This window comes from Herbiconiux gentiana, assembly GCF_024978135.1.
Lineage (GTDB): Bacteria > Actinomycetota > Actinomycetes > Actinomycetales > Microbacteriaceae > Herbiconiux > Herbiconiux gentiana.
Genome location: NZ_JANTEZ010000004.1, coordinates 256,479 through 274,118 on the forward strand (window position 1 = coordinate 256,479; position 17,640 = coordinate 274,118).

Genomic DNA, 17,640 nt, shown 5'->3' on the forward strand with positions numbered 1-17,640 from the left:
GCGGGCGGGGCCGGGGAGCGGGGCTCTGCGCATGCCTCGATGCTACCGCCGGGCGCGCTCCAGGGTCAGCGAGCGATAGGCCGGGATGAGCGCCCCGCGCTGCGCCCGACGGCCGGTGATCGTCAGGGGCGCCTCGGCGTGGGCGTCGAGCACGGCTCCGATTGTGCGCTGGATCTGGGTCATCGCGAGTGGGGCGCCGAGGCAGAAGTGCGCTCCGGCCCCGAACCAGAGCTGCTTGAGCGACGCGGCCGGGTTGGCGACCGGGTCGAAGCGTCCGGCGCCGCGGTTCGCGAGAAAGGTGGCCAGCACGAGGCGGTCGCCCGGATGCACGTCCCGCTCCCCCACCCGGGCCGCCCGCGCGACGCTGCGGAGCATCACGGGCGAGGGGGTCGTGACGCGCAGGCCCTCGCCGATCGCGGCGTCGAGCAGGCGCCGGTCGTGGGCGAGCACGTCGAGCCAGCCGGTGTCGGCGAGGATCGCGACGAGCCGCGGGAGGTAGGAGACGAGCGTCTCGGTGCCGGTGAGCACGAAGGCGCCGACCGCGCCCATGGCCTCCTCCTCCGAGAGGCCGAGGCCGCGCATCCGGCCGGGGAGGGTCTCGTGGACGGCGCCTTGTGCGGCACCAGGTCGGGCGCCCGCGGCGGCGGTGGCGTGTGCGGCACCGGCCCCCGCGCCGGTGGCGGCCTCGGCGCCGGCGTGGGTCGCGGCCGCTGGTGCGACGCCGGCTTCGGCGTCGGGTGCGCAACCGGGTCGGGACCCCGCGGCGGCGGCCGGGGCCGGGGCCTCGCGGTAGGCGCGGCGGGCGTGCCGGGTCAGCTCGTCGAGCACCTCGCGGGCCTCGCCGACCTGCGCGGGCGTGAAGCGCGGCCGGGCCAGCGAGACGAACCCGGTGACCGCGGACACCCGGGCGAACAGCTCCTCCCCCATCACCCCGCGGTCCAGGCCCATGAGCCGGCTGATCACCTGCCCCGCGTACTCCCGCACCTCGGCCACGAGGTCGACCGCTTCCCCGGCGACGAGTCGGGCGGTCAGCCGGTCGGCGCCGTCGCCGATGGTGTCCTCGGTCAGAGCGCCCACGAAGCCCGGCGCGAAGAGGGGCGCCAGCCGGCGGCGCAGGGCGGCGTGATCGGCGCCCTCCATGTTGAGCAGCACCGACGGGCCGAGCACGGGCGTCCAGAGCTCGGCCGACGACCCCGGCCCCGTCTTCGTGAAGCTCTCGGTGTCGAGGAGCACCGCGCGCAGCAGCGCTGCGTCCGACACGATCACGCCGACCCGCGGCACCCGCAGCGTGGCACGCCTGATGCGCGCCAGCAGCGGGTAGGCGAGCGGATGCGCGGTGCGCTGCACCCGTTCCTCCCACCGCCGCTCGGCCCCCGGTACGACGCGGGGCGCGCTCGGTGGTCTCGAGGCCCGGTCGGCGGGCGGCGGTGGGGGCCGTACGGGCGGTTCGGGCGTTGGGGGTGGCGGCGGCAGCTCTGGCGTCGCGGCGGCCTGCGAACGCGACCCGGAGGCCGCGTCGGCGGCCAGGTCGGCGATCAGCCGCTCGAGGCCCTCGGCCGTGGACACGATCGGCTCCCCCAGCACCGCGCGCGTCGCCGAGTCGTCGAAGGTGGTCGAGAAGGCGTACACCGACACCGAGTACCGCGTGATCGGCGGCTCCCAGCCCCGCCTCGTGACCCGCCAGGCGAGTTCGACGGCGCCGGCCACGGCGAGCGCCACCCGACGCGAGACCCGGCGTCTAGGTGCGGGCAGCCCTGCGGCGGCGATCATCCGGCGCACCACCGCCTGCAGCTCGACCGCCTCTCCCCCGGTGACGACGAGCGTGCGACCCACCGCGGCCGGCCGGGTCGCCGCGCGCACGAGGTACTCGACGAGGGTGTCGATGTGCACGAGGTCCGACCGCACGGGCTCCGGAGCCGCGAACTCGGGCAGGCGCCCCGCCGCCGCGGCACCGAGCACCCGCGGCAGCAGCGTGCCGTCGCCCGGTCCGAACACCGCGCGCGGCCGCAGCACGACCCACTCGCCGCGGTAGTCGTGCACGAGGCGTTCGGCGGCGGCCTTCGTGGCGGCGTAGCGGCTGACGAACGGCGGATGCGCGGCTGCATCCGAGGGCACGTCGAGCTGATCGGCGGCGCGCGTCAGCACCGAGGCGCTCGAGACCAACACCACCCGCGGCGGCACCGGCAGCCGCGCGGCGTACGCGAGCACCGTGCGGGTGAGGTCGACGTTCTCGCGCTCGAACTCGGCGCGCGAGCCCCACGGCGAGCTGCGCGCGGCGGCGTGCACGATCACGTCGGGCGCCGGCAGCGCGTCGAGAGCGGGCGCTGCTCCGGCATCGGCGAGGTCGAGCACCCGGTACCCGGCCACCCCGCCCGACGGCCGCCGCCCCACCCCGATCGCCTCGAACCCCGCATCGCCCCCCAACCGCGCCAGCAACGCCCCGCCCACGAACCCCGACGCCCCGGTCACGAGCACCCGCACCGGCCCCCTGCCTTCGGGGGCGCCGCCGCTCACGGCGACTCCCGCACGATGCGGCGGAGCTTCGCGGTGGGGTCGCGCGGCGTCCACGGGTCGTGCACGACGCTCGCCGAGCATCCGGCCGACTCGAGCACCCGCGCGAGCGCGCGGTCGACCCCCTGCCACGCCGCCGCGCCCACGTCGGGGCCGGCGCCGCCGGGCGAACCGCCGCCGGGGTGACCAACCGGCCCGACCGGCAGGTCGAGTCCGGCGTGACCCACCGGCCCGGCCGGCAGGTCGAGGGAGACGTGCAGCGTCGTCCCCCGCTGCACCACCCGCCAGTCGGCGAAGGCCGCCGACTCGAGGGCGAACGCCCGCCGCACCACGTCGGGGAACACGTCCACGAGCCGAGACCCGTCCCGCGCCGGCAGCCGCAGCACCGCATCGGCCCGGCCGTCGACACCCGCCAGCACGGCGGTGACTCGCCCGCACGCACACCGCTCCGGAGCCGCCGGGTCGACCCGCAGCACGTCGTCGAGCCGGTACCGCGCGATGATCTGCGTGCGCCGCTCGAGGTCGCTGACCACGGGCACGAACCGGGTGCGCTCCGCGTCCAGCCACTCGCGGTCGACGCGCACGGTCTCTTCGGCGAGGTGCAGCGCCCCCGCGTTGCACGGCAGCGCGAGCAGCCCCTCGGTCGCCTGGTAGACCTGACGCGGCCGCACGCCCCACGCCCGCTCGATGCGGTCGGTGGTGTCGGGGTCGAGCACCTCGGCCACCGACACCACGATCCGCGGCGCCACGATCCGCGGCGCCTCGATCCGCGGCGCCTCGACCCCGGCGGGCCCGGCGGCCCGGGCGAGCGCGTCGAGAACGGATGCGGGACCCACCAGCACCGTCACCCGCCCGGCCGCGGCGAGCCGCCGCACGAGCCCGTCGAACGGCTCGGTGAGGTCGTAGTACTCGAACCGCACCCGCGAGCTCGCGACGGATTCGTAGAGCCGGCCGCCCGCCCGCAGGAAGAACGCGATCGTGACCGGCGGCCGCCACGGCTGCAGCAGCTGCGCCACGGCGGCCCGATCGAGAACCCGGGCGAGCACCGTCCCGGCCCAGAGCATCCGTTCTCGAGGACTGACGAGGAAGACACCCCGTCGCCCCGAGGTGCCGCTGGACAGCCCGACGGTGAGGTCGCCCGCCACCGTCGGCGTGAAATCGCGCGACCGCTCGGCCGCCTGGGCCGCGGCGAGCGCCTCGGTCAGTCGCACGCCGCGGGTGTTCATGCTGTCGAAGTGCTCGAGCAGGGCGGCCTTGTCCGTCACGGGGAAGTCGCGGGCCGCGAGGCCGGCCCAGTGCGGGGCGCGCCGGGCGTGACGGAGGAATCCGCGCATCCGTCGCCGCTGCCAGGCCTCGAACCGGCGCCGGCTGGCGAAGCGGTAGCCCCAGCGCGCCCGCACGAAGCGTGCGACGAGCACGGCTCGCAGAGCGCGGTCGGTCAGCGGGCCACCCATCCCGACAGGATACGCAGGCCGGGGCCCCGGGCGAGCGGGGCGACCCTAGACTGACCGCATGGCGGCGATCATCGGGCACCTCCTCCCGCTCGCGCTCGGGGTGGCGCTCAGCTCGGTGCCGATCGTGGTGATGGTGCTGATCCTGCTGTCGCCGCGCAGCCGCTGGTCGGCTCTCGCCTATCTGATCGGGGCGATCGTCGGGCTCGCCGGGCTGACCGCCCTGTTCACCGCGATCGCCTCGCTGCTGCCCCCCGTGCCGCCGGCCGAGCCGAACCCGGTGATCGCGACGATCGAGCTCGCGATCGGGGCGGCGCTGCTCGTGCTGGCCGTCGTGCGCTTCGCCAGGGCGCGGGCCCGGGTGCGAGCGCGGCTCAGCTCGAGCGAGGGTCGGCAGGTGGATGCTCTGACCGACCCGGCCGGTTTGGCCAATCCGGCCGATCTGGCCGACCCGGCCGCTCCCCCCGCGTGGATGACCCGCTTGACCTCGCTCGGCCCCGTGCCCTCGCTCGGCGTCGGTGTGGTGCTGATGCTGCGGCCGAAGAACCTCCTGCTCACCATCGCGGCCGGCGTGGCGATCACCGCCGGCTCGGCTCCGCTCGGCGACCAGGTCGTGGCGATCGCCGTCTTCGTCGCGCTCGGCATCTCGACCCTGGCGGTGCCGATCCTGTTCGCGCTGGTCGACCCGGCCCGGATGCTCGGGCCGCTGCGCGAGCTCCGCGACTGGATCGCCCGGAACAGCTCGACCGTGACCACCGTGGTGCTCCTCGTGCTCGGCACCGTCATCATCGGCAGCGGGCTCACCCGCTTCTGAACCCGTTCTCCGGCCAGACGTCAGCCCAGCTCGACGACCACCAGCGCCCGTCCCGTGCCGAGGTCGATCGTGTGCTGGCCGAGACGGGTGAACAGCGGCCAGACGGCCGGGTCGATCGGCCGACGGTGCGTACCCGCGAGCGCGAACGCGATGGCCGGAGGCGCCCCGGCCCCCGGCCGCGACGGCACGAGGGTCAGATCCAGGGCGGGAGCGGAGGGCGGCGCATCCGCGACCAGCAACCACACCAGCGCGAGCACCAGCCGGCGCTGCTCGGTGGTGAGCCGCGCGGCGAGCAGCGACGGGTCAACGATACGCACGACGTCGCCGAGGTGCTCCGACTCCGACACGGCGAGCTGCAGCCAGGTCTGCTCGTGGTCGGCCAGCAGGGCGAGACGCAGCCCGTCGCCGAGCTGGGCGGCGGAGGCGGCCGTCTCGCCGTCGATCAGCTGCCCGGGAGCCAGGGCGGCGACCCCGGCGAGCAGTCGTTCGGCATCCCCGTCGAGCCGCCGCAGCTCCGATGCCGCGAGCACCCCGTGACCGATGGCGGGGGCCGTGACGAGACTGCCGGTGACCGCCCGGTCGATCGTCCGACCGAGGTAGCGATCAGCCGCCTGGATCATCGACACCCCGGCCAGCAGAGGCGCGAGCCCGAGCAGCAACCCGGTGACACTGGTGGAGAGAGTGCGTGGGTCGCCCACGACCCCCACCACAACCGAGACCGTGCCGACCCCGGCGAGCAGGGCGGTGCCGAGCACGCTCCAACGCAGCGGCTGCCGGGGCAGGCAGGCGAAGATGCAGGCGCCGAAGCCGATGGTCGCGGTCGGGTACATCCGCACCGCCCCGTCGAGGGCGAACGCACCGAGGTCGAGCAGCATGGCGACGAACCCCGAGGCGGTGACGAGGAGCGACAGCCGCGCCGGCAGAATGCCTCCCCGCAACCGCGCCGCGAGGAACGCCGCGACGAACGTGACGACCAGGAGCCCCCACGCCACCAGCGACAACCACCGCCACGACCCCTCGGCCCCGGCCCCCGCCCCCGATCCCGAGTCGGACGACACGTCGCCCCACGACCAGGCGAGCGACGCCAGGCCGCGAATCAGCAGCAGCACCGCGAACACCGTGAAGCCGAGGCCGAGATACCCGGCGCTGAGGTTACGGTCACGACGGATGCGCGCCCGCAGCCTGCCCCGGGCCTCCGGCCCCCCGCGCATCGCGGCCACGAGTTGCGCCAGTGAGCCGGCCCGCCCCGTGGTCGACGGCGACGGCGACACCGTGGTGCGCGCCGGGGTCACCGGGGCACCTCGATCAGCACCGTCGTGCCGCGCCCCGGAGAGGAGAAGACGCGCAGCGACCCGCCGACCGACCTGAGCCGGGTCTGCACCGCCTCGATGGCCGCCTGGGCGGGCGAGGGCGGGGTCGGTGGGGCTGCCGTCGCGAAGCCGTGCCCGGTGTCGGTGACGACGGCACGCAGCACGGAGTCGCCGCCGCTCACCGTCACGTCGGCGGAGCGCACCCCCGAGTGGTGCTGCACCGCCTCCAGGCAGTCCGTGACGGCGGCGGCGAGCGCGGCACGGGTGACCGACCGCCCAGACCCGGAGTCCTCGCCGTGCCAGGTGACGTCGAGGCCCTTCAGCCGACACCAGTCGCGCACGGCTGTCCAGGGGTCGCTCGGTTCGGCGTCATCGGCGGACGAATCTGCCGACTCGAGGGCGTTCGGCCCGCCATCCCCGCCCGAAGCATCCGCTTCCGGACCGCGCTGCGGCACGAGGGTGCCCGTGGTGCGCAGCTGTCGCAGCAGCGCGCTGTCGTTCGCCGCCTGATCGCGCAGGGTCTCGGGCGGCACGCCCTGCCCGGAGTGCGCGATAAGGGTGAGCGTCGCCAGCACGGTGTCGTGCATCATCCGCGCCCCGTAGCGCAGCTCGGCCTCGGCCTCGGTGGAGCGGCGCTCGGCGGCGTAGCTCTCGAGCAGGCGCTCCTGCCCCGTCTCGGCCTGGCGGGCGCTGCGGGCGAGCCAGAGGCCCGCTCCGATCAGGGCGGTCCAGCCTCCGGCGATCGCCAGCACGACGAACGGAGCCCGACCCGTTTCGGCGGTCACCACCCAGCCGAGCACGCTCACGGGCAGCACCGTCACCGCCACGATGGCGCGAAGCGACCGTAGTTCGGCCACCGCGACGAAGACGGAGGGCACTGCCATCGACGCCAGGGCCGTGACCGTGGCGAGGCTCGGGCTGTCGTCGACCGCGGCCCCCGGCAGCAGGAAGGTCGCGAGGGTGCCCAGCGCGGCGCCGTAGGTCAGCAGGGCGACCACCCGCACGTTCCGGGGGCGGAGCGCGAGGAAGCCGGCGGTCATCAGGAGCATGCCGACGAGCGTCGGCACGAAGGCGCCGAGCCGCGCGTACTCGGGCACCGCCAGGTTCACGGCGGCGCACACCGTGCCGATGACCCCGAACCGTCGGGCGCAGAGCACACCAAGTCGCAGGTGCTCGCTCGAACCCGGCGCCCCCGGCACCGAGGGCGCCTCCTGGGCCGGGCTGTCGATCGCCATCTGTCGACGATAGCGCGACGGATCGGTCCCGTCGGCGATTGCCCCGGAAGGGGGGACGGTCGGGCACTCGGGGCATGACAGGCTTGACGGCATGGCCCGGGACGTAGTGCGCATCGCGATCGTCGACGACCACCGGATGCTCCTCACCGCCCTGACCGAGTGGATCAAGAGCGTCGGCGACGACATCGTCTGCGTCGCCGCGGTCACCACATGGCCCGAGCTGCTCGCCCACCCCGAGTTCCCCGTCGACGTCGTGCTCCTCGACCTCGACCTGAAGGACGATCTGCCGGTCTCGATCAAGCTGCGCGCTCTCGACACGGCCGGGGTGAAGACCGTGATGATGAGCACCTACTCCGAGCCCGCCGTGGTGCGGGAGGCCCTGGCCGCCGGCGCCCACGGCTACATCGTGAAGAGCGAGGGTGCGGAGACGATCGTCGTCGCCATCCGCCTGGCCCTCGCCGGCAGCCGTTTCGTCTCGCCGCTCGTCGGGCTGCAGCTCGACGCCGCACCGGCGCTGACGAAGCTGAGCGCCCAGGAGCGCCGGGTGATGGCCCTGTACGGTTCGGGCGAGTCGGCCAAACGCATCGCCACCGTGCTGCAGATCACCGAGCAGACCGCCAAGTCGCACCTCAAGCGCCTGCGGGCGAAGTACCGGCTGGCCGGCATCGACGTCGGCTCGAAGGTGGCGCTGCGCAACCAGGCCATCCGCGACGGTCTGATCCTGCTCGACGACACGGGCCGCACCCCCGGCTCCTAGGGCGCGTCGCCGAGCGCCTTCGGGTATCTGTTGGGCGATCAACTCGCGGCGACGCGAGCCTGACGGGGATGATGACCAGTCAGGCCCCTGTCGGCCGCTCCAGGAACGGGGGTACTGCCGCAATTCGCAGCCCCACCGATGGAATTCCCATCGCAGCACTACGCGTATCTCCTCGACGACGCCCACTTCGACCGCTCCTACGCCACGATCACCGATCGCGGCTTCGATCACTGGGCAGACCCCCAGCGATCGAAGCCGGGAGAGATCAACCACGAGCACGGCGGACGAGGCGTCAATCTTCTCGACCCCTCAGGCCACTATCTCGAGCTGATCACCCGGCCCTACCTCTAGTGGAAGTCGCGGAGGAACCGCTCGAACTCGCTCCGCCCCGGCGCACCGGCCCTCGACACGTCGGAGATGCGCAGCACCGTGAGCCCGCGGTACAGCGATGGTGACCCGCCGAAGGCGTCGCGGATGTGCGACCAGCCGACCGTGCTGGGCGACCCCGCGCTGCCGAGGTTCGACGCCAGGGCGTTCTCGCCCTTCAGTGTGACGTGCGCCTTCTGGGCGGCCGTGCCGACCCAGGACACGAGCGAGGCCGCGTCGGAGTAGGCGTGGTCGGAGCCGTCCCATTCCCGGCCGTCGGGCATCTCGAGCGCCGTGAAGTGCAGGGTGATCGGGTGCGTGGGCGTGGAGACGCCGTCGCCCGTGGTCTCGAGGTCGTGCACGAGCCCCATCAGGCCGTCGTAGCCGTGCCCGGTCGAGGCGTCGTTGAACGCCTGATCGGTGTGCACGAGCCCCGCCGCGATCTCGGGCACGCGCCGCATCGGGCTCGTGGCCATGGTCTGCCAGTGCACCCCGGGCACCTTGAGGCCGAGCGGCACCGCCGCGAACGGCCCGTCGAAGGCGCGGATGGCCTGCACCATCACGTCGTGCCCGTGCGAGAGCAGGCTCTCGCTGTACCAGCGGGTGAAGTCGCGCCCGTACTGGATGGAGGCGTACGAGCCCGAGGTGATGAAGCGGTCGTGGTCGGTGGGCGGGGTGATCGCGGCGTAGCTGAGGCCCGGGATCTTCCAGGCCGTGCCGACCGCCGCCACCGACCCGTACTTCGCGACCGCCCAGTCGGCGAAGTCGCGCACGGCCGAGTCGGTGTAGCTCTGGAAGGTGCCGCGGTTCGGGTAGGCCGCCGGGCGGCCGGGGGCCGTGTCGTCGTGATGGGCGTAGGAGGGGTAGCGCAGCTCGCCGGCCGGGCCGGTGCCGATCGTGATCTCCTGGATGCGCCCCCGGTAGTCGGTGGTGCCGCTGCTGTAGTGGTCTTCGAACGCGTTCATGAAGTCGCGCATGTCGTCGAGGGCCCGGTCGACGCCGACGCCCCACGGCGCCACCGCCTCGCGGTTCTCGTTGCCGTACTCGCTGCGGTAATAGGCGTCGATGGGCGCCGCGGTGCACGGGCCGTAGATGCCGCAGATGCGGTCGGGCTCCCACACCCACGACGGGATGGGGATGGTGGTGCACGCGTCGTCGACGTTGCCGCCGCACTGGTGGAACGACATCATCGGCACCAGGTCGAGCCCGGCCGAGGTGGCCGCCGCGAACAGCTTGTCGTAGTACGCCCAGTCGAAGCCGCCCCGCGTGGGCTCGGCCTTCCCCCACCAGACGTCGACCGCCAGCGCGTCGACCCCCTGGGCGTCGGCCACCGCGAGTGAGGCGGTGAAGGCCCGCCAGTCGGGGCCGTCGCTCGCCCAGTCCTCGACGAACAGCGGCGCCATGACGTTGACGGTGGCGGCGGCACCCGGTGCGGCGGAGGCCGGCGGGACCGGGGCCGTGGAGGTGAGACCGGCGGTGAGGAGGGCGGTGGCCGCGAGTGCGAAGCCCACGCGGGGGAGGATGCGAGTTGCCATCCCCCCACGCTAGGGACGTGGAGCCACCGCCCTACCTGAGTACTTTCCACCTACTCCTGGTCGTTCGTCGCCCCCGGTCGGGAGACCGCCTGGCGGCGCATCCGCACCACCACGAGCACGATGCCGGCACCGAGCGCCAGCACGGCGAACGGGATGACGGCGAGCGCCCCGGACACGTCGGCACCGGTCGCGGCGAGCGACCCGTCCCCGCCCGATCCCGGCGCCGGAGCGGCGGTCGGAGGAGCGGGCGAACCGGTCGGCGCAGGCGTCGCCGTCGGCGTCGGCGTGGGCGTCGGGTCGACCCCGGGCCGGATGGCCGACAGGTCGTCCGACAGCGACGCCGTCACCGAGGCGATCGCCCCGAGGTTGATGCCGAGCGCCTCCGTGCTGATGTTCGCGATGTCGTCGCCCGCACCGTGGTAGTTCGGGTCGTACGCCTCACCGGCGGTGCCGCCGAACAGCTCGGCCTCCCCCGCGGTCTTGATGTCCTCGGCGCCGGTGAACAGGCCGGAGGCCGGCACCCCGTTGTCGATGAACGCCTGGTAGTCGCTGCGGCCGTCGAAGTTCGTGCCCTGGTGCGCCTGCCCGATGCCGTCGAAGTAGTCGGTCAGCGCCTTCTCGGTCGCGATCGAGCCCTCGGGGATGTTGACCGTCGGGTCGACCTCGGTGTCCGAGCCGTCGGCGTCGTAGACACCGATGATGTAGTTCGGGGAACCGACCATGTCGAAGTTGAGGTAGGTCGCGATCTTCCCGAGCTCCTCCTCCGACAGGCTGTAGACGTACTCGGTCGAGCCGATCAGGCCGACCTCCTCGGCGCCCCACCAGCCGAAGCGCACGGCGTGGTCGAGCTGGCCCGAGTCGGCGAGCTGCACGGCGGTCTCGAGGATCGAGGCCGAGCCGCTGCCGTTGTCGTTGATGCCGGGGCCCGCGGGCACCGAGTCGAGGTGCGCACCGAGCATCACGACGTTCTCGTGGTCGTCGGCGTTCGGCGTCTCGGCGACGATGTTGAAGGTGTCGACGGTGCTGGTCGTCTGCTCGATGGTGAGGTCGACGAGCGCCGGCCCCTCGGCGATGGCGGCGAGCGCGTCGGCGCCCTCCTCGGGGGTCAGCCCGACACCCGGGACGAGACCGTCGACCGGGTCGCCGTAGGTGCCGTTCAGCGCACCGGCCTCGTTGTTGTAGACGAGGATCGCGACCGCGCCGGCGGCGCCGGCGGCGAGCGACTTCTGCGAGAAGGCGCACTCGCCCCGGCTGACGACGGCGACCTTGCCCGTGGCGTCGACCCCGTCCCAGGCAGCGGCGTCGCAGCCGAGCGGCGTGGCGGGCGCCACCAGCTCGGCGTCGACGATGCCGCCGGCCGGCGTGCTGGGCGTGAACTCCATCACCACGCGCTCGGGTGTGGCCGGGTCGAGCTCGCCCGTCGCGGGGTCGTAGGTGCTCGAGGTGCCCAGCAGGTCGATCGAGAAGGCCTGCACCGACTGCGTCGACGCCTGGAAGTCCTGCCGCACCGGGTCGTAGCCGGCCGCGCGCAGCACGCTCTCGACGTACTGGCCGCTCAGCTCATAGCCCTCGGTGCCGATGGCGCGGGTGCCGTCGTTGGCGTCCGCGATGTCCTGCAGGGCCTGGAGGTGGCCCATCACGGCCTCCACCGTGACCCGCTCCTCGAGATCCGACGGGTCGACGGCGTACGCGGCCGAGGCTCCGAAGCCGGCGACCCCCGCGACCATCACCCCCGTTCCGATCCCGATCGCTGCGAGTCTCCGTCGACGTCTGATCACGTGGTTCTCCCCTTGAGTGGCGTGAAGTGTTTCCGGAAGGCTACCCCCGTGGAGGGGGCATCGAGCAAGGGGTAACCTGATGGAAACATCCAGAGGAAGCCGGCCATGAGCGACGATCCGACGAAGATGGGCAATCAGCCCTCCCTCACGACCTCGACCGGCACCGTCTGGCTCGTGGTCGGTGGCATCATGGCGGCCATCTCGGTGGTGCTGCTGCTCGCCCTGCAGCAGGTCGACTCGAGCGGGGTCGCGCTGCTGGGGGTCGTGCTGATCGTGCTGTCGTACCTCGTCATGGTCGAGGCGCGGCTGCTCATGCGCGACCTCCGACGGCGACTGATCGTGCTGGCCGTGTTCTTCGGCATCATCGCCGTGCTGGCCCTCGTGTTCGTCGTGCTGATCGGCATCTCGGCCGTCGACTGACGTGCCAAACTGGGGCATGCTCCCCGCCCTGGCCGTCCTGCTGGCCGCCGTCTGCTTCGGCACCACCGGCACGGCCCAGGCGTTCGCCCCCACGGGTGCCGATCCGCTCTCGATCGGTGCGGCACGCATCCTCGTCGGGGGCGCCCTGCTGGCACTGATCGCCGCAGGCTCCCGGATGCGCGGCAGCACCCGAGCTGCCCGGCAGACGACCGTCGCCCAGCACCCCACCCCGCAGCACCCCACCCCCCGGCACCCCACCCCGCGGCACGCCCTCCCCCGCTGGGCCCTCGTGCTCATCGGCGCCGCCGGCGTCCTGGCCTACCAGCCCGCCTTCTTCGCCGGCACGAGCGGCAACGGGGTCGCCGTCGGCACCGTGGTGGCCCTCGGCTCGGCCCCCGTCGTCACCGGACTGCTCGCCTGGCCGCTCACCCGCCGCGCCCCCGGCCTGCGCTGGGGCCTCGCCACCCTCGTCGCGCTGGCCGGGGTGGTGCTGATCAGCGGCGTCCTGGCGCCCGGAGCGCAGGGCGGAGCACCCGGGGCGGAGGGCGGAGCATCCGTCATCTCACTGCCCGGCCTCGCCGCCTCGCTCGGCGCCGGTGTCTCGTACGCCGTCTACACCCTCGCGAGCAAGGCGCTGCTCGACCGCGGCATGACGGCGAGCGGCACGATGGGCGCCGTGTTCGGCGTGGCCGCGGCCGCCAGCCTGCCGCTGCTGCTCGCAACGGACTGGAGCTGGCTGCTCACGCCCGCCGGGCTCGCGGCGGCACTCTGGCTCGGGGTCGTCACCACCGCCGTGGCCTACGTGCTCTTCGGCTGGGGGCTCGCGCGCCTGCCCGCCGCGACGGTGGCGACGCTGACCCTCGCCGAGCCGCTCACCGCGGCGCTGCTCGGCACCCTGCTGCTCGGCGAGGTGCTCGCCCCCGTGGCGGCCGTCGGGCTGGCGGTGCTCGCCGCGGGCATCCTGCTGCTGACGCTGCCGGCCGGCCGCGCCGTCAGGCCGACGGCCGGGGCCGCCGCCGCGTCACGATGAGGTGTGCCACGAGCGCCGTCCAGCCGGTCTGGTGCGAGGCGCCGAGCCCCTGGCCCGTGTCGCCGTGGAAGTACTCGTAGAACGCGATGTTGTCGCGCCAGCGCGGCTGCGAGAGCAGGGGGTAGCGCGCGTCCGAGGGGCGCGGATGCCCGTCGGCGGCCTCGAACAGCGAGACGAGCCGGCGCGAGAGGTCGTCGGCGATCTCGCCGAAGGTGGCGTGCTCCCCCGACCCGGCCGGGTACTCCACGAGGTGCGGTTCACCGAGACTGGTGTCGTAGCTCCGCAGCGACTCGATGATCAGCACGTTCAACGGGAACCACACCGGCCCGCGCCAGTTCGAGTTGCCGCCGAACAGTCCCGACGTGGACTCCCCCGGCTCGTAGTCCACGACCGCCTGGGCCCCGGCCACCTCGACCGCGAAGGGGTGCGTGCGGTGCTCGGCGGAGATGCTCCGGATGCCGTGCGGTGAGAGCATCCGCTCGTCGTCGAGCACACCGCCCAGGATGCGCTCGAGCCGTTCGGGCGAGACCAGGGCGAGCAGGCTCCGCACCCCGTCGGTGTGCTCGCGCACGTGCACGAACGGCGTGAAGCCCGGGTTCCGGGTGAGGAAGGCGACACCCCGTTCGACGAACTCGTCGAGGTCGCCCATGCGGTGCCGCTCGAACACCAGCGCCGCCGTCACGGGAACCAGTCCGACCAGCGAGCGCACCGCGAGGGGCACGTCCCGCCCGTCGGCCAGGTGCAGGAGGTCGTAGTAGAAGGCGTCCTGCTCGCTCCACAGCCCGGCGTCGTTCGCCGACGCGGCGATCACCAGGAAGTGCTCGAAGAACTTCGTCGCCACGTCCTCGTAGGCGGGGTCGTGGGCGGTGAGCAGCAGCGCCATGTCGAGCAGCTGCAGCGCGTAGGTGGCCATCCAGGCGGTCGCGTCGGCCTGCTCGAGGGTGCCGACCTCGGGCGGCAGCGTGGAGCGGTCGAGCGGCGCGATGTTGTCGAGCCCGAGGAAACCGCCCTCGAACAGGTTGTTGTCGCCGTGGTCCTTGTTGTTCGTCCACCAGGTGAAGTTCATCAGCAGCTTGTGGAACACCCGCCCGAGGAAGCGGTGGTCGCGGTGCCCGTCGATCTCGAACACTCGCAGCGCGGCCCAGGCCTGGATGGGCGGGTTCACGTCGCCGAAGTCCCATTCGTAGGCGGGCAGCTGGCCGTTCGGGTGCATGTACCACTCGCGCACGAGCAGCACGAGCTGCGCCTTGGCGAACTCGGGGTCGAGATGGGCGTACGTCACGCAATGGAAGGCCAGGTCCCAGGCGGCGAACCACGGGTACTCCCAGGGGTCGGGCATGAGCAGCACGTCACGGCTCGAGAGGTGCCGCCAGTCGGCGTTCCGGATGCGCGACCGCTCCGCCGGGGGCGGCGGCGAACTCGGGTCGCCGCTCAGCCAGCGGCGCACGTCGAAGTGGTAGAACTGCTTCGACCAGGTCAGCCCCGCGAAGGCCTGCCGGGCGATGGCCGCCTCCTGGGTGCTCGCGCCGGCCGGGAGGACGCCCTCGTAGAACTCGTCGGCCTCAGCGCGCCGGGCGGCGAGCACGGCGTCGGCGTCGCCCACGCCGACGGCGGGAGCATCCGCCCCCTCGGTGAGCCGCAGCCGCACGGTGCGCGACCCGCCGGCCGGCACGTCGAGGGTCACCCGGAAGGCGCTCTTCGTGCCCACACCGGCGGGGTTCACCGTGGCGCGGCCGGAGACGACGTGCTCGCCGATGCCGTTCTTCGGGTAGGCCGAGCGGCCCGGTTCGCCGAAGAGCAGCTCGGCGTCGGTCTCGTTGTCGCAGAACAGCGCCTCGGCCCGGTCGTCGTCGATGCGCAGGGTGAGGGGCGGATGCCCGGGCCGCTCGCCGCGGATCTCCCCCGGCCCCGTCGCCCTCAGCACGGGCAGCTCGGCGGGCCGCTCGGCCTCCCACCCCCAGGTGTTGCGGAACCACAGGGTCGGCAGCAGGTCGATGCGCGACTCCTCGGGCCCCGCGTTCTCGACCGTCACGCTCAGCACGAGATCGTGCGCGCCGGCCTTGGCGTAGTCGACCGTGACCACCCAGAAGCGGTCGTCGTCGAAGACCCCGGTGTCGGCGAGCTCGAACTCGTCCTCGTCCTTCGAGCGGGCGGCGTTCCGCTCGACCAGCTCCCCGTAGGGGAAGGCCCGCTGGGGGTAGTGGTAGCGCCAGCGCTGGAAGGAGTGCGTGGGGGTGCCGTCGAGGTACCACCAGTACTCCTTGGCGTCCTCGCCGTGGTTGCCTTCGGGGCCGGAGAGGCCGAACATCCGCTCCTTCAGGATCGGGTCGGTGCCGTTCCAGAGCGCCAGGGCGAGGCACCAGCTCTGCTGGGCGTCGGAGAAGCCGGCCATGCCGTCCTCGTTCCAGCGGTACACGCGGGAGCGGGCGTGGTCGTGCGGGAAGGAGCGCCAGGCGTCGCCGTCGGCGCTGTAGTCCTCGCGTACGGTGCCCCAGGCGCGCTCGGCGAGGTAGGGGCCCCAGTCGCGCCAGCCCGCGGTGTCGGCCTCGGCGAGGCGGCGGCGTTCGGCGGGCTCGACGGTCATGCTGCGATCCTAGGGTCGCCCGGGCATCCGCTCGCTCAGCCCTGCCCGGGCGCGGTTGCAGGGGCCGTCGCGGTCGCTGTCGCTCAGCCCTGCACGAGCGCGTGCTCGAGCGCCACCCACGGCAGCATCGCGCACTTGATGCGAGTCACGTAGCGCGAGACCCCGCCGAGGGCGACGGCGTCGCCGAGCAGCTCCTCGTCGCCCTCGACGGCGCCCTTGGACTGCATCAGCTCCCGGAAGGCGTCGATGCGCCGGGTGAGCTCGTCGGCCGGCAGCTCGTGCACGAGGTCGCTCAGCAGCGAGGCCGAGGCGGTGGAGATGGAGCAGCCCTGCCCCTCCCAGCTGAGCGAGTCGACCGCGCCGTCGGCACCGCGGTGCACGTTGAGCGTCACCTCGTCGCCGCAGGTCGGGTTGATCTGGTGCGAGGAGCCCGAGGCGCCCTCGCGGAGGCCATAGCCGTGCTTCTCTTTGGAGTGGTCGAGGATGACCTGCTGGTAGAGCCCCTCGAGCTCGCGCGACGCCATCAGGCGACCCGGAAGAAGTCGCGCGAGTCGGCGACGGCCGCGACCGCCGCGTCGACGTCGCCGGTGGTGGTGTAGAGGTAGCTGCTCGCCCGGGTGGTGGCGGTGACGCCGAAGCGCCGGTGGATCGGCTGTGCGCAGTGGTGCCCCACCCGCACGGCGATGCCCCGGTCGTCGAGGAACTGCCCGACGTCGTGCGAGTGGATGCCCTCGACCACGAAGCTCGCGAGCCCCACCCGTTCGGCGCCGGCGCCCGGCCCCAGCACCCGCACGCCGGGAACGGCGCGGAGCCCCTCGGCGAGACGGCGGCCGAGCTCGGCCTCGTGGGCGGCGATGCGGTGCATCCCCACCCCGCGCAGGTACTCGACGGCCCGCGCGAGCGCGATGACCTGCGAGACGCGCTGCGTGCCCGCCTCGAAGCGCATCGGAGCCGGCAGGAACGACGACTCGGTGAGGCCGACCGTGGTGATCATCGACCCGCCCGTGAGGAACGGCGGCAGCGCGTTCAGCAGCTCGGAGCGGCCGTAGAGCACGCCCACTCCCGTCGGAGCGAGCATCTTGTGCCCGGAGAACACGGCGAAGTCGACGTCGAGGGCCGCGAGGTCGAGCGGCAGGTGCGGCGCCGACTGGCAGGCGTCGAGCACGGTCAGAGCGCCGGCCTGTTTGGCGAGGGCCACGAGCTCGGCGACCGGGTTCACCCCACCCAGCACGTTCGAGACGTGGCTGAAGGCCACGAGCTTCGTCTGCGGGCCGATCAGGGCGGCGGCCTCGTCGAGTCGCAGCGCGCCGTCGTCGTCGACGCCGATGACCTTCAGGGTCGCTCCGGTGCGGAAGGCGAGCTCCTGCCAGGGCACGAGGTTCGCGTGGTGCTCCAGCTCGGTGGTGACGATCTCGTCACCCGGGCCGATGCGGAAGCGGGCCGCCTCGGCTCCCCCGCGCCCGAGCGATGCGTTCGAGATGCCGTAGGCGATGAGGTTGATGCCCTCGGTGGCGTTCGACGTCCAGACGATCTCGTCGTCGGCGACGTTCACGAAGCGCGCGACGGTCGCCCGCGCCTCCTCGAACAGCTCGGTGGCCTCGCCTGCGAGGGTGTGGGCCCCCCGGTGCACGGCGGCGTTCGACTCCTCGTAGTAGCGGCGCTCGGCGTCGATCACCGAGCGGGGCTTCTGCGAGGTGGCACCCGAGTCGAGGTAGACCAGCGGATGCCCGTTCACGGAGCGGCCCAGGATGGGGAAGTCGGCGCGCAGCAGGTCGACCTCCGCGTCGCTCAGGCCGGGGGTGGTCGCGCTGGTCGCAGCCGCGTCGGTGCTGTCGGTGGTCGCAGTGCT

At 73.4% G+C, this 17,640-nt stretch carries 14 protein-coding genes; 5 read left to right on the forward strand and 9 right to left on the reverse strand.

Annotated elements, in window-relative coordinates; all coding sequences use genetic code 11:
- Positions 1-42 precede the first annotated feature (42 nt).
- Positions 43-2,514 (reverse strand): NAD-dependent epimerase/dehydratase family protein, encoded by a 2,472-nt coding sequence (locus NVV95_RS11670; RefSeq protein WP_259486716.1) that lies wholly within the window; start codon positions 2,512-2,514, stop codon positions 43-45.
- Positions 2,511-3,965: a F390 synthetase-related protein gene (locus NVV95_RS11675; protein WP_259486717.1), complete on the reverse strand. Its 1,455-nt coding sequence runs from the start codon at positions 3,963-3,965 to the stop codon at positions 2,511-2,513. The genes NVV95_RS11670 and NVV95_RS11675 overlap by 4 nt, the downstream gene beginning before the upstream one ends.
- Before the next feature lie 58 nt (positions 3,966-4,023).
- On the opposite strand from NVV95_RS11675, the gene NVV95_RS11680 reads away from it, so the two are divergent.
- A complete protein-coding gene (locus NVV95_RS11680) occupies positions 4,024-4,776 on the forward strand; it encodes a GAP family protein (RefSeq protein ID WP_259486718.1) in 753 nt (250 codons plus the stop codon).
- 20 nt (positions 4,777-4,796) lie between these two features.
- On the opposite strand, the gene NVV95_RS11685 is transcribed toward NVV95_RS11680, so the two are convergent.
- The gene (locus NVV95_RS11685) at positions 4,797-6,068 is read right to left on the reverse strand and encodes a hypothetical protein (RefSeq protein ID WP_259486719.1); all 1,272 of its coding nucleotides are present in this window, start codon (positions 6,066-6,068) and stop codon (positions 4,797-4,799) included.
- Positions 6,065-7,321 (reverse strand): sensor histidine kinase, encoded by a 1,257-nt coding sequence (locus tag NVV95_RS11690; RefSeq protein WP_259486720.1) that lies wholly within the window; start codon positions 7,319-7,321, stop codon positions 6,065-6,067. The genes NVV95_RS11685 and NVV95_RS11690 overlap by 4 nt, the downstream gene beginning before the upstream one ends.
- A 91-nt stretch (positions 7,322-7,412) precedes the next feature.
- On the opposite strand from NVV95_RS11690, the gene NVV95_RS11695 reads away from it, so the two are divergent.
- A complete protein-coding gene (locus NVV95_RS11695) occupies positions 7,413-8,078 on the forward strand; it encodes a response regulator transcription factor (RefSeq protein ID WP_259486721.1) in 666 nt (221 codons plus the stop codon).
- Between the two features lie 138 nt (positions 8,079-8,216).
- On the forward strand, positions 8,217-8,429 hold the full coding sequence (locus tag NVV95_RS11700) for a VOC family protein (RefSeq protein ID WP_259486722.1): 213 nt from the start codon (positions 8,217-8,219) through the stop codon (positions 8,427-8,429).
- On the opposite strand, the gene NVV95_RS11705 is transcribed toward NVV95_RS11700, so the two are convergent.
- Positions 8,426-9,979 carry a family 14 glycosylhydrolase gene (locus tag NVV95_RS11705; RefSeq protein ID WP_259486723.1) on the reverse strand — a complete coding sequence of 518 codons (1,554 nt, stop codon included), beginning with the start codon at positions 9,977-9,979 and terminating at the stop codon, positions 8,426-8,428. The genes NVV95_RS11700 and NVV95_RS11705 overlap by 4 nt on opposite strands.
- 50 nt (positions 9,980-10,029) lie before the next feature.
- The gene (locus NVV95_RS11710) at positions 10,030-11,757 is read right to left on the reverse strand and encodes a M28 family peptidase (protein ID WP_259486724.1); all 1,728 of its coding nucleotides are present in this window, start codon (positions 11,755-11,757) and stop codon (positions 10,030-10,032) included.
- A gap of 105 nt (positions 11,758-11,862) precedes the next feature.
- Here NVV95_RS11710 and NVV95_RS11715 point away from each other — a divergent pair, with 105 nt between their 5' ends.
- A complete protein-coding gene (locus tag NVV95_RS11715; RefSeq protein WP_259486725.1) occupies positions 11,863-12,177 on the forward strand; it encodes a hypothetical protein in 315 nt (104 codons plus the stop codon).
- 16 nt (positions 12,178-12,193) lie between these two features.
- A complete protein-coding gene (locus NVV95_RS11720; protein WP_259486726.1) occupies positions 12,194-13,207 on the forward strand; it encodes a DMT family transporter in 1,014 nt (337 codons plus the stop codon).
- Here NVV95_RS11720 and NVV95_RS11725 read toward each other — a convergent pair.
- From NVV95_RS11725 to NVV95_RS11735, 3 genes are all read right to left on the reverse strand, one after another.
- Positions 13,170-15,791: an MGH1-like glycoside hydrolase domain-containing protein gene (locus NVV95_RS11725; protein ID WP_259486727.1), complete on the reverse strand. Its 2,622-nt coding sequence runs from the start codon at positions 15,789-15,791 to the stop codon at positions 13,170-13,172. The two genes, NVV95_RS11720 and NVV95_RS11725, sit on opposite strands and share 38 nt — an antisense overlap.
- A gap of 83 nt (positions 15,792-15,874) precedes the next feature.
- On the reverse strand, positions 15,875-16,315 hold the full coding sequence (gene sufU, locus NVV95_RS11730; RefSeq protein ID WP_259486728.1) for a Fe-S cluster assembly sulfur transfer protein SufU: 441 nt from the start codon (positions 16,313-16,315) through the stop codon (positions 15,875-15,877).
- Positions 16,315-17,583, reverse strand: coding sequence for a SufS family cysteine desulfurase (locus NVV95_RS11735; RefSeq protein WP_259486947.1), 1,269 nt, complete (start codon positions 17,581-17,583; stop codon positions 16,315-16,317). Before NVV95_RS11735 ends, sufU begins: the two co-directional genes overlap by 1 nt.
- Between the last annotated feature and the right edge of the window lie 57 nt (positions 17,584-17,640).